The 15,833-nt window shown below is 42.3% G+C and carries 10 protein-coding genes; 4 read left to right on the forward strand and 6 right to left on the reverse strand.

The annotated features are described in order from the left end of the window. Window positions 1–45 precede the first annotated feature (45 nt). Window positions 46–1,530, reverse strand: coding sequence for a glutamate synthase small subunit (gene gltD / locus ID12_RS14060; RefSeq protein WP_024718332.1), 1,485 nt, complete (start codon window positions 1,528–1,530; stop codon window positions 46–48). A 16-nt stretch (window positions 1,531–1,546) separates the two neighbouring features. Further along, a complete protein-coding gene (gltB, locus tag ID12_RS14065) occupies window positions 1,547–6,118 on the reverse strand; it encodes a glutamate synthase large subunit (RefSeq protein WP_025207475.1) in 4,572 nt (1,523 codons plus the stop codon). 153 nt (window positions 6,119–6,271) lie between these two features. On the opposite strand from gltB, the gene ID12_RS14070 reads away from it, so the two are divergent. From ID12_RS14070 to ID12_RS14080, 3 genes are all read left to right on the forward strand, one after another. Beyond that, window positions 6,272–7,174, forward strand: a complete 903-nt coding sequence (locus tag ID12_RS14070; RefSeq protein WP_024718330.1) for a glutamate biosynthesis transcriptional regulator GltC — start codon at window positions 6,272–6,274, stop codon at window positions 7,172–7,174. Window positions 7,175–7,268: 94 nt separating this feature from the next. Continuing rightward, entirely contained in the window at window positions 7,269–9,002 is a 1,734-nt protein-coding gene (locus tag ID12_RS14075; RefSeq protein ID WP_025207476.1) for an ABC transporter ATP-binding protein, read from the forward strand. Continuing rightward, a complete protein-coding gene (locus ID12_RS14080) occupies window positions 8,999–10,828 on the forward strand; it encodes an ABC transporter ATP-binding protein (RefSeq protein ID WP_025207477.1) in 1,830 nt (609 codons plus the stop codon). The genes ID12_RS14075 and ID12_RS14080 overlap by 4 nt, the downstream gene beginning before the upstream one ends. Window positions 10,829–10,887: 59 nt before the next feature. Here ID12_RS14080 and ID12_RS14085 read toward each other — a convergent pair whose 3' ends face one another. Then, window positions 10,888–11,709: a MerR family transcriptional regulator gene (locus ID12_RS14085; RefSeq protein ID WP_025207478.1), complete on the reverse strand. Its 822-nt coding sequence runs from the start codon at window positions 11,707–11,709 to the stop codon at window positions 10,888–10,890. 88 nt (window positions 11,710–11,797) lie between these two features. Between ID12_RS14085 and ID12_RS14090 the strand changes: the two genes are divergently transcribed. Further along, on the forward strand, window positions 11,798–12,367 hold the full coding sequence (locus ID12_RS14090) for a GNAT family N-acetyltransferase (protein WP_025207479.1): 570 nt from the start codon (window positions 11,798–11,800) through the stop codon (window positions 12,365–12,367). Between the two features lie 198 nt (window positions 12,368–12,565). Here the strand turns inward: ID12_RS14090 and ID12_RS14095 are convergent, their stop codons facing one another. From ID12_RS14095 to proC, 3 genes are read right to left on the reverse strand one after another with little or no spacing between them, the layout of a single operon-like run. Then, window positions 12,566–13,834, reverse strand: a complete 1,269-nt coding sequence (locus ID12_RS14095) for a glutamate-5-semialdehyde dehydrogenase (protein ID WP_025207480.1) — start codon at window positions 13,832–13,834, stop codon at window positions 12,566–12,568. Window positions 13,835–13,852: 18 nt separating this feature from the next. Beyond that, window positions 13,853–14,971: a glutamate 5-kinase gene (gene proB / locus ID12_RS14100; protein ID WP_025207481.1), complete on the reverse strand. Its 1,119-nt coding sequence runs from the start codon at window positions 14,969–14,971 to the stop codon at window positions 13,853–13,855. A 27-nt stretch (window positions 14,972–14,998) separates the two neighbouring features. Next, window positions 14,999–15,796, reverse strand: coding sequence for a pyrroline-5-carboxylate reductase (gene proC, locus ID12_RS14105; protein WP_008346567.1), 798 nt, complete (start codon window positions 15,794–15,796; stop codon window positions 14,999–15,001). Window positions 15,797–15,833: the final 37 nt, after the last annotated feature.

A 15,833-nucleotide genomic window follows, 5' to 3' on the forward strand; every position in this document is an offset into this window, starting at 1 on the left:
TGGTCATGGCTTTTCTCTATATATGGTAAACACCCTTTGTTTGACCTATTTTGGCAGAACCGAACTCCCCATTAAATAACGGTCTACCTCATGCGCCACTTGTCTGCCTTCGTTAATTGCCCAGACAATCAAGCTTTGACCGCGTCTTGCATCTCCCGCTGCAAATACGCCTTCTACATTCGTCGTATATTCCCCATATTTTGCGTCAATCCGATTGTTTTTGCTGTCCACGCCAAAGTGTTTCACTAGCGGCTGTTCAGTTCCCTCAAAACCAATCGCAATAAAGACTAGCTGAGCTGGCCATACCTTCTCTGTTCCTGGAATCTCATGAAATTCAAACTTCCCTTGCTCGTTTTTCACCTTTTCCATTTGAATGGTATGAAGCTCTTTTAACTTCCCATTTTTATCAGCCACAATCTTTGTGGTTTGAATCGAATATTGCCGCGGATCTTCTCCAAATTTTGCTTGTGCTTCTTCGTAAGCATAATCTAGAGAGAAGACATAAGGCTGTTCTGGCCACATGTTATCCCCTACACGTGTATCTGGAAGCTTTGGATGCTTTCCGAATTGAACAACACTTTTTGCTTTTTGGCGAAGTGCAGTTGCGACGCAGTCAGCGCCTGTATCTCCTCCGCCAATCACAATGACGTCTTTCCCTTTTGCGTCAATAAAGTTTTTATCTTTGAATCCTGAATCAAGCATGCTTTTTGTTGCGAGTGTTAAATAATCCATTGCCAGGTGAATCCCTTTTGCTTCCCTGCCTTCAATTAACAGGTCACGCTGCTTTTGTGCACCTGTACAAAGGATGACCGCATCAAATTGCTCTTTCAGTTCATCAGCCGTGATATCCACACCAATTTCTGTATTGGTCACAAAGTCAATGCCTTCTTGTCTTAGCAGTTTAACTCTACGCTCAACGACTTCTTTGTCGAGCTTCATATTCGGAATACCATAAGTGAGCAGTCCGCCTAGACGATCAGATCGTTCAAACACGGTTACAGCGTGTCCGGCTTGGTTTAGTTGGTCTGCACTTGCCAGTCCTGCTGGTCCTGATCCGACAATGGCGATCTTTTTCCCTGTACGACTTGAAGGAATTCTTGGTGTAATCCAGCCATTTTCAAAACCTTTATCAATGATCGTCCGTTCGATATTTTTAATCGATACTGCTGGATCATTGATCGCGACGGTACATGAGCCTTCACAAGGTGCTGGACATACTCTTCCAGTAAATTCAGGGAAATTGTTCGTTTTTTGTAGTCTTTCAAGCGCTTCTTTCCATCTGCCCCGGTAGACAAGGTCATTCCATTCTGGAATTAAATTGTAGATCGGGCAGCCAGAAACGCCGCCCCTGATCTCCATCCCAATTTGACAAAACGGTGTTCCGCAATCCATACATCTAGCACCCTGCTGTTTCAATACCTCATCTGTATAAGGAGCTGAATATTCTTTCCAGTCATTTTGACGAGTGAGAGGGTCACGTTCATTTGGCTTTTCTCTTTTATAATCCATAAAACCTGTTGCTTTGCCCATTGTCCTCTCCCCTTTCTTAATGAGCGAGGGCTGCTTTTTGCCCGTTTGCCGTTTCTTTATTTTTCGGTTTTGTGTTTGCTTCAAATGCGAACATAACAGCTTCCTCGTGGCTGAGGCCTGCTTGTTTTTGTTCCTCAATACTTTGAAGCATCATTTTGTAATTTCTCGGAATGATCTTAATGAATTGATTCTTTTCTTTTGCCCAGTTCTCTAGAAGCGCAGCTGCTTTTGAGCTGTTTGTATAATCAAGATGTTCCTGAATCATTTGCTTCACTTCTTGTTCTTCTTCGTGATCTGTGAGTTTTTCAAACATGATCATTTCCATGTTGCACATTCTTTTGAACTGTTTTGCATCAGATGTATGCACGTAAGCGATACCGCCAGACATCCCTGCGCCAAAGTTTTTCCCGACGTCACCTAAAATGACAACACGTCCGCCAGTCATGTATTCACAGCCGTGATCACCGATTCCTTCAACGACCACATTGACACCTGAATTACGAACGGCAAATCGTTCACCTGCACGGCCGTTAATATAAGCTTTTCCGCTTGTCGCGCCGTAAAATGCAACGTTACCGACAATCACGTTCTCATGTCCATTTTGTACAAAGTGATCAGATGTTTTGACAGCAATTTTGCCCCCAGAGAGTCCTTTGCCGATATAGTCATTTGAGTCACCTGTTAAATATAAGGACATCCCCTTTGGAACAAATGCGCCGAAGCTTTGTCCAGCTGAACCAGTGAACCGAAGTGTGATCGTATCCTCTGGCAGACCTTCTTCTCCGTAGCGCTTAGACACTTCACTGCCCGTAATCGTTCCAGCTACACGGTGAATGTTGCGAATGTTTAGTGACAGATCAACTGGTGTTTGATGATCGAGCGCTTCCTGTACGTAAGGGAGAATCTCATTCATATCCAGTGATTCATCAATTTTATGATTTTGTGGCGTTCTGAATGTGCGTGCTCCCTCTGGCTGATAAAGCAGGGTTTCAAGGTTCAGCTGTCCTGCTTTCCAGTGTGCTTTTGCTCTTTCACTTACTGATAAAACATCTGTACGCCCAATCAATTCATCCATTGATGTAAAGCCAAGTTCAGCTAAAATTTCTCTTACTTCCTCTGCAATAAACATCATGAAGTTGACAATGTGATCAGGGTCACCCATGAATTTTTTGCGAAGTTCCGGGTTTTGAGTAGCGACACCGACTGGGCAAGTATCTAAATGACATGCTCTCATCATGACGCATCCTAATACGACAAGTGGAGCTGTCGCAAAGCCGTATTCTTCTGCTCCTAAAATCGCTGCCATGACAACGTCGCGTCCTGTCATTAATTTGCCATCCGTCTCAAGAACAACTCGCTCTCGAAGGCCGTTTAAGACAAGGGTTTGATGCGCTTCTGCCAATCCAAGCTCCCAAGGAAGTCCTGTATGTTTAATACTTGTTTTCGGAGAAGCCCCAGTACCGCCATCATATCCACTAATTACGATGACATCAGCTGTCCCTTTTGCAACACCTGCTGCAATCGTTCCAACGCCAGCTTTAGAAACTAGCTTGACACTGATGCGTGCATCACGGTTTGCGTTTTTCAAATCATGGATCAATTGAGCCAAATCCTCGATTGAATAAATATCATGGTGAGGAGGTGGTGAGATTAGGCCAACACCTGGCGTAGAACCACGTACGTCTGCGACCCAAGGATATACTTTATTTCCTGGCAGCTGTCCGCCTTCTCCCGGCTTTGCACCTTGCGCCATTTTAATTTGCAGTTCATCTGCATTGACTAAATAATGACTTTTCACGCCAAAGCGGCCAGAAGCAATCTGTTTAATCGCACTTCTGCGATCATCCCCGTGCTCATCTACTGTGAAGCGTGCAGGGTCTTCCCCGCCTTCTCCGCTGTTGCTTTTGCCGCCAATTCGGTTCATCGCAATCGCTAGTGCTTCATGCGCTTCTTTACTTAATGAACCAAATGACATCGCACCTGTCTTAAAGCGGCGTACAATGGATTCAGCAGATTCAACTTCTTCCAGACGAACTGGCTTTTGTTTTGAACGAAAAGCAAATAGATTTCTAAGGAAACCAATTCGTTCTTCATCCGCTGCCTTCGTATATTGCTTAAATAAATCATAATCTTCGTTGCGGCATGCCCACTGAAGGGTATGAATGGTTTTTGGGTTAAAAGCATGATGCTCTCCATTTTTTCTCCACTGGAATTCACTGCCTGATTCTAGCGTTTGATCAGTTGATGCCTGATACCCAGCCTCATGACGAAGCTTTGCTTCACTTGCAATGGTGTCAAGATCAATTCCACCTAGCTGTGAAGCTGTTCCTGTGAAATACGCCTGGATGACGTCTTCACTAATGCCGACTGCTTCAAAAATTTGTGCGCCTCGATAGCTTTGGACAGTGGAAATTCCCACTTTAGACATTACTTTAACTACGCCCTCAGTCACACTTTTCCCAAACTTTGTGACAGCCTCATCAAAGCTAATCGCAATCGCTTCTTCAGCAATAAGCTGTTTGTATGTTTCGTAAACGAGGTACGGATGGATCGCATCTGCACCGTAGCCAATCAGTGCGGCAAAATGATGAACCTCTCTTACTTCTCCAGATTCGACGATTAAGCTCACCTTTGTTCGTAAGCCTTGACGCACAAGATGCTGATGAAGTGCACTCAATGCAAGAAGTGGTGGAATCGGCACTTTTTCTTCCGTCATGTCACGATCGGAAAGAATTAGTAAAGATACCCCTTCACGAATGGCTTTTTCTGCCTCTTCAAACATCGCATCAAGACCACGTTTTAGGTCATCAGTGAAAAGTGTATGAATCGTTTTGCTTTTAAAGGCATTATGAACAATCGTTTTCAAGCCGTTAAACTGCCCGCTTGTTAAAACGGGTGTATAAAGTTTAATTCTTCGGCATGAATATTCATTTGGATGTAAAATATCTCCCTCAGCACCTAACCAAGTCATGGTCGATGTGACAAGCTGTTCACGAATGGCATCAATCGGCGGATTCGTGACTTGAGCAAACAGCTGTTTGAAATAAGAAAACAGCGACTGCGCACGATCTGATAACACAGCAAGCGGTGTATCACTTCCCATCGAGCCTATTGGGTCCTTGCCTTCTTCTAGTAAAGGAATTAAATACTTTTGAATGTCTTCGTACGTATAATGGAAAGCACGCTGACGCGTTAACAAATCACTCATTATACTAGAATTTTCTGAATTTTCTTCCGAGCGATTGACGTGAACCATTTCTTCATCGAGCCATTTTTGATAAGGAAGTTCATTCGCAATCGAAGATTTCACTTCTTCATCAGAAATAATGCGTCCTTCTTCTAAATCGATTAACAGCATTTTACCTGGTTCAAGACGGTCTTTATACTTCACATCTTCTTCATTTGTGTCGATGACGCCGACCTCAGATGAGAAAATGATATGATCGTCATTTGTCACATAGTATCTCGCGGGTCTTAATCCGTTCCGGTCTAAGATGGCGCCGATTTGTTTACCATCCGTAAACGAAATCGCTGTCGGGCCATCCCACGGCTCCATTAACGAACTATGGTATTCATAAAATGCCCGTTTCTCTTTTGACATGTGCGTATTCTCCGTCCACGGCTCAGGAATCAGCATCATCGCTGTATGAGCAGGAGTCCGCCCTGCAAGCACGAAAAATTCAAAGGCATTGTCTAAAATGGATGAATCACTTCCGTCTGCATTCAGCACTGGCAAAATCTTGTCTAGATCTTCTCCGAAGGCTTCAGACACGAATTGTTGTTCTCTTGCTCTCATCCAATTGATGTTTCCTCTTAATGTGTTGATTTCTCCGTTATGAATTAAGTAACGGTTTGGATGCGCTCGTTCCCATGTCGGGAATGTATTTGTACTAAATCTTGAATGAACGAGTGAAAATGCAGAAACAAATGTTTCATCCTGTAGATCAAGATAAAAAGCATCAACTTGATCTGATGTTAAAAGCCCCTTATATACAATGGTTTGACTAGACAGACTGACAAAGTAAAATTGTTTTTCCTCTGCTGTTCCCCAGTTTTCAGCCTGCTTGCGGATGACGTATAATTTTCGTTCAAATGACAAACGGTCTGTTACGTTGTCGTTTGCTCCGATGAACACTTGCCGGACAACCGGACAGCTCTTCGCTGCAACCGTTCCAATTTTCCCAGCATCAACAGGGACCGTTCTCCAGCCAATTAATGTTTGCCCTTCTTGTTTAATGAAGCCGTTGATCTTTTGTTCGATCGCTTGACGCGTTTTGGCATCATCATCTTTTGAAAAGAACACCATTCCTACCCCGTAACGGCCCTTTTCAGGAAGTGCAAAGTCTTGGCAGTTCTTTCTAAAAAAAGCGTCTGGCAGTTGTACCATTAATCCGGCACCATCACCTGTATACGGATCACTGCCTTGCCCGCCGCGGTGATCAAGCTGGCACAGCATTTGCAATCCCTTTTTGACGATGCTATGTGTCGCCTCCCCTTTTAAATGGGCGTACAGTCCGATTCCACATGCATCATGTTCAAATTCAGGACGGTAGAGACCTTGTGGTTGTGGTAGTTGATTATAAGTCATCGTTTCTCTCCCCCGTTTAAAAGATCCGTTTTTTCACAGTAATAAAATCTCACAAACTCTGTAACTTATTTTAAGTTTTCAAATTAATATAAACAATATATAATTTAGATCAAAACAATCTCTTTTTGAGATAGATGGGTGTGAAGTGCAAAAATGGAGCTTCGTCAATTACGTTATTTTGTAGAAGTTGCTGACCGTGAACACGTGTCAGAAGCGGCTGAAAACTTACACGTTGCCCAATCTGCCATCAGCCGGCAGATTGCCAATTTAGAAGAAGAACTTGGAGTGGCTTTATTCGAACGAGAAGGACGAAATATCAAATTAACGAAAATCGGCAGACAATTTTTGGACCATGTGAGAACTGCCCTAAAAGCGATAGATTACGCCAAAGAACAAATTGATGAATACTTAGACCCCCACAAAGGGACAGTGAACATTGGATTTCCTACAAGTCTAGCAAGCCAAGTGCTCCCTTCTGTCATTTCCGCATTTAAGCTGGAATATCCAGAGGTCGATTTTTTACTTCGTCAAGGTTCCTATAAGTTTCTGATTGAAGCTGTCAAAAATCGAGACATTGATCTTGCCTTTTTAGGACCCGTCCCGACAAACGATCCTCAAATAGAAGGAAATATCTTGTTTTCCGAAAGCATTTATGCCCTTTTGCCTATTAGTCACCCCTTTAGCGGGCAAAGAAGTATTCATTTAAGTGATTTGAGAAAAGACCATTTCGTTTTATTTCCTGAAGGGTATGTGCTGAGACAAATTGCGGTTGATGCCTGTAAGCAGGCTGGCTATGAGCCTACTATCTCATCTGAAGGAGAAGATTTGGATGCCATTAAAGGTCTTGTGTCAGCGGGTATGGGCGTTACCTTATTACCCGAAAGTGCTTTTTATGAAACAACACCGCGATTTACAGTGAAAATTCCCATTGATTTCCCTCAAGTGAGAAGAACGGTCGGAATTATTGCGTCTAAATCAAGAGAGATGTCTCCTTCTGCCCATGATTTTTATATGTTTGTAAAAGACTTCTTTTCAAAAATTGAACAATATAAATAATTCACTAAAACAAGACATTTCATTTGTAGAAATAATCCCTCTTTGTATATGATGAGTTACAGAACAACAGACTATATGGAAGAAAGGTAATCGTATGAAATCAATTTTATCGTTTTTAAAGCCCTATCGGCTATCCGTTGTGTCCATTGTGGTTCTCACCTTTTTAAGCAGTATGCTCCAGCTGTATTTACCGACGCTTACAGCAGATATCGTTGATGTCGGGATCGTCCAAGGAGATGTCGCTTATATATGGAAGGTTGGGGGCTGGATGGTGGCTTGTTCTTTACTTGCCATCTTGCTCACGATTTGGAAGTCCTACTTGTCATCTAAGACAGCTCTAGGCTTCGGGCGTGATATGAGAAGACAGCTGTTTGTGCATGTCGAACAATTCTCATTAGAAGAATTTCAAAAAATCGGGACATCTTCCTTTATTACAAGATCAACAAATGATGTGAAACAAGTTCAAGATGTCACGATCATGATCTTACAAATGATGACACGGGCGCCTCTAATGCTCGTTGGTGGAATTATTTTGGCTGTATCTAGAGATGCTGTGTTATCTCTCATCTTTTTAGCAGCTCTTCCCCTTCTTGGTGGGTTCATTTATTTGGTATCAAGAAAAGCGATCCCCCTCTTTGGCCAGCTTCAGAAAAAAACGGACCGGCTGAACTTGATTATGAGAGAGTCGCTTTCAGGCATTCGGGTCATTCGTGCGTTTAACCGAGTAGATGACGAAAAGGAACGTTTTCAAGAAGCCAATACATCGTATAAGGATACTGGTCTTAAGGTCAATCGATTAATGGCGTACTTGTTCCCTTTTATGCTCATTATCATGAACTTCACGAATATCGGCATTGTCTGGATTGGCGCTAATCGGATTGATGCCGGACAGATGGAAGTCGGGAATCTGATCGCCTTCATTCAATATGCGATGATGATTTTAATGGCACTCATTATGCTTTCTATGAGTTTTATTATGGTGCCTAGAGCTCAGGCATCAGCTAAACGGATGAATGAAGTGTTAAATCTAGAACCAAAAATTAAAGACAAAAAAGAAGCTGTCACTAAACTTGATCAGCCAGCCCAGTCCATTCGCTTTGAGGATGTGTCATTTTATTATTCAAATGCTGAAAAACCAGCCGTTCAAGACATGACGTTTGAAGCCAAAAAGGGTGAAACGACGGCGATCATCGGCAGTACAGGTTCCGGGAAAACGACCCTTCTTCAGCTGATGACACGTTTTTATGAAGCCACAGAAGGAAAAATTACATTAGATGGTGTCGATATTAGAGAATTGCCTCAAGAGAAACTGAGAAGTCAGATGGGTTATGTTTCTCAAAAAGCCATTTTATTTAGCGGAACCATTGCTGATAATGTGCGCTTTGGCAAACGCGATGCAACAGATGACGAGATTTGGCAGGCACTGCGGACAGCACAGGCCGAAGAATTTGTTTTGCAAAAAGATGGCGGAATTCACGCAGAGATAGACCAAGGGGGTTCGAATCTCTCTGGCGGTCAAAAGCAGCGTCTTTCGATCGCAAGAGCACTCGTAAGAAAACCTGCATTCTACCTGTTTGACGATAGCTTCTCTGCCCTTGATTACAAAACGGATGCAAAACTTCGGTCAGCGCTAGAAGCTGAAAAAGAGCATGCTGCTTTGATTATTGTGGCTCAAAGAATCAGCACAGTGAAGCATAGCGATAAAATCATTGTGTTAGATGATGGAAAAATAGCAGGTATCGGTACACATGAACAGTTACTGAAAGATAACCTTGTCTATCAAGAGATAGTCGCATCACAGGAAGGTCAGGAGGTGGAGCAAGGATGAGTAAAAAAATGTCTTCTGGAATGGGACATAAAGGCGGTCACCCAAGGGGTCCAGTACAAAAACCGAAGGAATTTAAAAAAACACTTCTTCGTTTAACGGGCTATTTAAAACCGAGGAAATTTCAGCTGATCATTGTCCTGATTGCAGCGATCGGTTCAACCGTTTTTAATGTCGTCAGTCCAAAATTACTTGGGGATGCCACCTCTTCCCTATTTGAAAGTTTTACACAAGGAACTGGCGTTCAATTCGATGTCATTTCACGCATTTTATTGCTGCTTGTTCTATTATATGTCGTAGCATCTCTCTTCTCATTCGTGCAGCAATATGTAATGGCGGGTGTCTCGCAGCAGACTATTGCTGAATTAAGGCAAGAAGCAAATGACAAGCTCACACGTCTCCCCCTTCGTTATTTTGATAAAACAACACATGGAGACACGCTGAGCCGGGTGATGAACGACATTGATAATATTAATACTTCTTTACAGCAGGCACTCACGCAAGTGATCACATCTGTCATTACAGTCATTGGAATTGTCGTCATGATGCTTTTCATCAGTCCGCTGCTGACACTGCTTGTTTGTTTGACGCTGCCTCTCAGTTTGTTTGCGATTCGAGGCATTACATCATTTTCGCAAAAGCATTTTAAAGCACAGCAAAAAGAACTAGGGATGATCAATGGACATATTAATGAAATGTTCACAGGACATCAGACGGTTCGTGCGTATGGCTATGAAAAGAAAGCCATTGATACATTTGATCAATTAAACGAACAACTATATGAATCTTCAAGAAAAGCACAATTTATCTCCGGCTTAATGATGCCGATGATGACCTTTATTGGGAATCTTGGCTATGTGGCGGTAAGTGTTGCTGGCGGAATTCTTGTCATTAACGGGAATATTCGTGTTGGGGATGTGCAAGCATTTATCCAATACACACAGCAAATGTCGCAGCCGCTTGTGCAAGCCTCCAGTGTTGCAAACTTAGTTCAATCTGCTATCGCTTCAGCTGAACGGGTGTTTGAAATTCTGGATGAGGAAGAAGAACATGCGGAAGAAGATGCAGCGATTGATCTTAAATCCCTTTCCGGAGATGTGGCCTTTGAGCACGTGCACTTCGGTTATGAGAAAGATCAACCCATTATTAAAGATTTGAATTTACATGTCCGAGAAGGACAAACGGTTGCCATTGTTGGGCCAACAGGCGCTGGAAAAACAACGATTATTAATCTGTTAATGCGCTTTTACGAGCTAGATCAAGGCTCCATTCGCATTGGCGGCGTAAAAACAACCGACCTCAGCCGAGAGCAAGTGCGTGACTTATTTGCGATGGTTCTTCAGGATACATGGCTCTTTGAAGGCACAATTTATGACAACATCGCATATGGCAGACCGAATGTTTCAAAAGAGGATGTGTTGAAGGCCGCTAAACATGCCTATGCAGATGATTTCATCCGTACCCTTCCAGATGGATATGACACACTCTTAACAGAAGATGCCGGCAACCTCTCGCAAGGTCAGCGTCAACTGTTAACCATCGCCCGTGCCATCTTATCTGATCCGAAGATATTAATCTTAGATGAAGCAACAAGCAGTGTTGATACACGGACAGAGATGCATATTCAAAAAGCGATGAATGAATTAATGAACGGCAGAACAAGCTTCGTCATTGCACATCGACTTTCAACGATTAAAGATGCCGATCTCATTTTAGTCATGAAAGATGGCACGATTATTGAAAAAGGAACTCATCGTGAGCTTTTGAAAGAAAAAGGTTTTTATGCCGACCTCTATATGAGTCAATTTGCCGAAAACCAAGTCGGTTAAACATCATCAAAAAAGATAGACAGCATGTAAAAATGCCTGTCTATCCTTTTTGTGATGCCTTAAGCTTCCCGTTTTTTGACTTTCACACTAAGTTTCGTCATGTAATCCGCTTCATTTTTAGACATCAGAGAATGAAGTAAATACTCTTCAAAGACATCTCCATCCAGTATCATATCCTCTGCTTCGATTTGATCTAATAAACGTGAATAGGCAGTCTCCATCTCTTCATATGTTCCTTGTTGATACATGACTGCATATAGACCCGCTGGCTTTTTGACTGCATCCGGCCCTTCCATTCGGCAAAACAGCCTATCAGACTGATGATAATGACGCTGCAAAAACTGCTCCTTGTTTAAAACAGAACCATTTGCCGCAGCACCTTTAATCCCAATTCCTTTCAGAAATTCTCCTACAATTCGAGAAATTTCTTCTACAGGTGTGTTTGAATCAATCGGGTTTGATGTACTGAGGACGATCGGTTCCTCTGGCAGTTCTTGAAACAAGATCTCCCCTGTTTTCACTGATGATAATTCATTCGTTGTCTCGATCACACGAAAAAGAAAAGATTGAATATCCTGTAGTTTTTGGATCTCCTCCCCGACCTTTTCTGCTTGCTCAACCGCAAGGCTTTGCAATTTCTCCTGAGAAGGCTCAGTAAAGTATTGTTTTAATTGTTTGATCGGAAATTGAACAGCACGAAGGGATTGAATGGCCATGAAATGATCAAACTGTTCAAATGTATAATAACGGTACCCATTTTCCTGAACACCTGCCGGCTTAAACAAATCGATTTTATCATAATAGAGCAGTGTATCTTTTTTCACTTCAAATAATGACGCAAATTCTCCAGTTAAAAATGTTTTTTGAACATCGCTCATCATTTTTAGGGCTCCTTTCTTGACTATGGAGTTACTCCATCCTTTATGATAACATGCATAAACACCACGTATGTGGAGAAAGGATTTACACATGAACAAAATCGCACAAGATCAAGTCACATTATCACTTGCAAAACAAGAGGACTTCCCTTTGATGAAAAAAGAACTGCAAGATGCTTTTACAGCTGGCATCATTGATGCATTTGGCGATGCAGAAGGTGGACCAATTCCTCCTGATGAGTCGATTGATGAATCTTTTTATTCGACTGAGAACCTTGTCTATCATATTTTACTAAACGGTCAAAAGGCAGGAGGGGTTGTTTTAAAAATCAACCCTCTCACACACCGCAATTCGGTGGACCTATTATACATTTCTTCATCATCTCACAGCCGAGGCATTGGTCAGGCAGCATGGAAAGCCATTGAGGCGCAATATCCAGAAACGAAGGTGTGGGAAGTTGTCACTCCTTATTTTGAAAAGCGCAACATTCATTTTTATGTGAACAAATGCGGGTTTCAGATTGTTGAGTTTTATCACTTGCACCATCCAGATCCGAGCTTGCCTCATGAGAACGATCAAGAAAATAACCCTTTAGCGCCTGAGACATTTGAATTTTTCAAATTTGAGAAAGTCATGAAAAAAGACCGTTCAAGTTCATAAAAAAACTCCCTCTTATGGGGAGTTTCAGATTGTTGACAAAGGGCTAAAATGGACTTTATTTTAGCCCTTTGTCTTCTTTTTCAAGAGTTGTCAGTGCTTCAGCATCGTTTCCATGTCGTTCCCTTTTTTCTCTCTTCTTTCATCAGTCACTAAAAAACACTACCTCAAGTTAGAAAGGTAGTGTTCTTTACATTCATTCTAGCTTCTAATCTGACCATCACCAGATAGAAGCAGCTTTGTCGTTGTCAGTGCAGGAAGTCCCATTGGCCCTCTTGCGTGCAGTTTTTGAGTAGAAATGCCAATTTCAGCGCCATATCCTAGTGCACCGCCATCTGTAAAACGTGTAGATGCGTTATGATAAACAGCGGCTGCATCGACTTCGTTTAGAAAGATTTGTGCGTTTTTTTCATCCTCTGTTACGATGGCTTCTGAATGTTTCGTTCCGTACTGATCAATGTGGTGAATGGCGTCCTCAATTGAGTCAACGACTTTCACCGCAAGATCAAGACTTAAATACTCATCTGTCCAATCTACTTCCTCCGCAGGAACCGCTTCGGAAAAGAAAGATTGAGCGTCTTGATCTCCATGCACAGTGACATGATGCTGAAGGAGTGCTTCATTCAATGCTGCACCATTTTCTTTCAGCCAATCGCGATGAACGATCAGAGTCTCAAGCGCATTACAAACGGCCGGACGATTTGTTTTCGCATTGATGACAATCTGAATGGCTTTTTCTACATTCGCTGTTTGATCAATAAAGATATGGCAGTTCCCTGTCCCTGTTTCAAGAACTGGAATGGTCGATTCTTCTACAACTGTTTTGATTAACGAAGCCCCGCCTCTCGGAATTAAAACATCGATCCATTCTTTTAGATGAAACATCGCTTGAACCGATGAACGGTCTGTTTGTTCAATAAACTGTACCGCATCACGAGGGATCTTTGTTTGATCCAATGCCTCATGAATGACGCGGACGATGGCTTTGTTGGAAGAAATAGCGGAGGAACCGCCTTTTAAAATCACTGAGTTGCCTGCCTTGAGGGCAAGCCCTGCTGCATCGACAGTGACATTCGGTCTCGCTTCATAGATCATCCCGATCACGCCGAGCGGTACTCTTCGACTTTTCACATGTAAGCCGTTCTCAAGAGTCCATTCATCCAATATTTCTCCAACAGGATCTGTTAATCTCGTCACAAGCCGCAAACTTTCCGCAAACTCATGAATTCTCTCTTCATTTAACATTAATCGATCCATTAATGCTTCAGAGAAGCCCTTTTCTTTTCCTGCCTCTAAATCCTTTTGATTTTCCTGTAAAATAAAATCACTTTGCTGTTCGAGTGTTTCTGCTATTTTCAGCAGCGCCTCATTTTTTTCCTCTGTTTGAAGTAAACCTAGTTTTTTTGATACGTGCTTTGCTTTTTTCGCTTTTTCTTTGACCGATGTGACAACTTCAGCTGTCAGTGTCATGAAATTCCTCCCTTATGATTAGCAAACTGGTATTGATAAATCTAAATGACAAACAAACGCTTCAAGATCTACGACATGCACCACTTCATCCTGTAGCAAGTCACCGTTCAGTGCGAGTTCGTCGGACGCATAATTGACAATGCCAAGCCCTATTTCTCTTTCATCTTGATCTAAAATACGGACAACATCGCCTTTTTTAAACGAACCCTTTACATTGACTATGCCGTCAGAATCCAGACTTTTCTCACGATGCATGAGAAGCTCCTGTGTTTTCTCTTGAACAACGATTTCGCCTTTTGGGCCAGAATGAAAAGCAATCCACTGTTTTTTATAATTCAGCGGCGCTAAATTTTCGTCAGCTGTAAAATAAGTGCCGTCCTCTGTCCCATTAATGGCTTTGTCTAAAATGTGAGGCGTATCGGCTTTTCCCAAAAAGCCATTGATGCCTGAGGCCATTGAAATTTTAAAGGCGTCGAGTTTTGATTTCATTCCGCCTGTGCCAACGCTGCTTCCCGCATCTCCAGCGGCTGCTTCGATGTCTTCTGTGATTTCTGTGACTTCTAGAATTCTCTTCGCATTCGGATTTGTATGAGGGTTATCTTCATACAAGCCGTCAATATCAGATAAAATAGCGAGGAAATCCGCATCAATCAGTCCAGCTACTTTTGCAGACAATGTATCATTATCTCCAAACTTCAACCGATTGATCGTCACTGTATCATTTTCATTAATAATCGGGATGATCCCTCGATCTAATAACACATTCATTGTATTTCGCACATTTTGATAGCGCGTTTCATCTGAAAAATCGCTTCTTGTAATTAATAGCTGTGAAGCAATATAACCGTGCGATAAAAATAAAGTAGAATATGACTCCATTAAAAGCCCTTGCCCTATTGAGGCAGACGCCTGTTTTTCTGGCAGTGTTTTCGGTCTATCAATAAATCCTAATTTTCGGTAACCAGCTGCAACCGCACCAGATGAGACCAAAATGACTTCGTGTCCTTCATCTTTGAGTTTTACAATTTGATTGACGAGGTTTTCTAGTTTTTTTAAACTAATCTCACCTTGAAAGCTAGTAAGAGAGCTGCTTCCGATTTTCACAACAATTCGTTTTCTCTCTTTATCTGCGTACACCTTATCACTCCTGTATTGAGGCTCTATTTATATCGTTACTTTTTGTTTTTGCTGTTCACTTATTTCTTTTGATCGATTGGCAGCATGTTTGACAGCCTGTTTGATGGCTTCTCCTCCGCCAAAATCATCTAATGCATCTAGTCCTGCAGCCGTTGTTCCATTAGGTGACGTAATTTTTTCTCTGAGGACAGAAGGATTTTCAGCTGTTTCTTGCAGCATCTTCGCTGCACCGAGAAGTGTCTGTGTACCGATTTGACGGGACATTTCTTTTGATAAGCCAGCTTCTTCTCCAGCCTCTTCGATTCTTTCCATTAAGAAATAAAAATAAGCTGGACCGCTTCCGGCAATTCCTGTGAAAATATCCATTTGCTCTTCCTGAATGGTATACACTTCTCCCATTTCAGATAAAAGAGCCCGACTCATGCTTACATGTTCATTTTTCACATAACGTCCAGCAGATAAAGCGGTCGCCGACGCCCCAATCGTACTTGACGTATTTGGCATTACTCGCATAACAGGCTGCCCTTCATGCAGCATGTCTTCAATATACGATGATTTCACACCTGCAAGTACAGACAGGATGAGCTGATCTTTCTGAATATGAGGTTTTAATGATTCAAGTGCTGTTTCAGCATCCTTTGGCTTCATTGCCAGGATCAACATATCCATCTCTTCAAAAGGAAATGAATCCATTGTGGCTGTTTGGATTCCGTAGCGTTTCGTTAGTTCGTTTAATCGCTGCTTATTTTGCTTGTTTGTTGCGTAAATTTGGCTGAGCGGCATCTGACCTGATCGCACAATACCTGCAATCATTCCTTCCGCCATAGAACCTGCTCCAATGAAAGCAACTTTCTTTTGATCA

It is taken from the genome of Bacillus altitudinis, from assembly GCF_001191605.1.
Taxonomy (GTDB): domain Bacteria; phylum Bacillota; class Bacilli; order Bacillales; family Bacillaceae; genus Bacillus; species Bacillus altitudinis.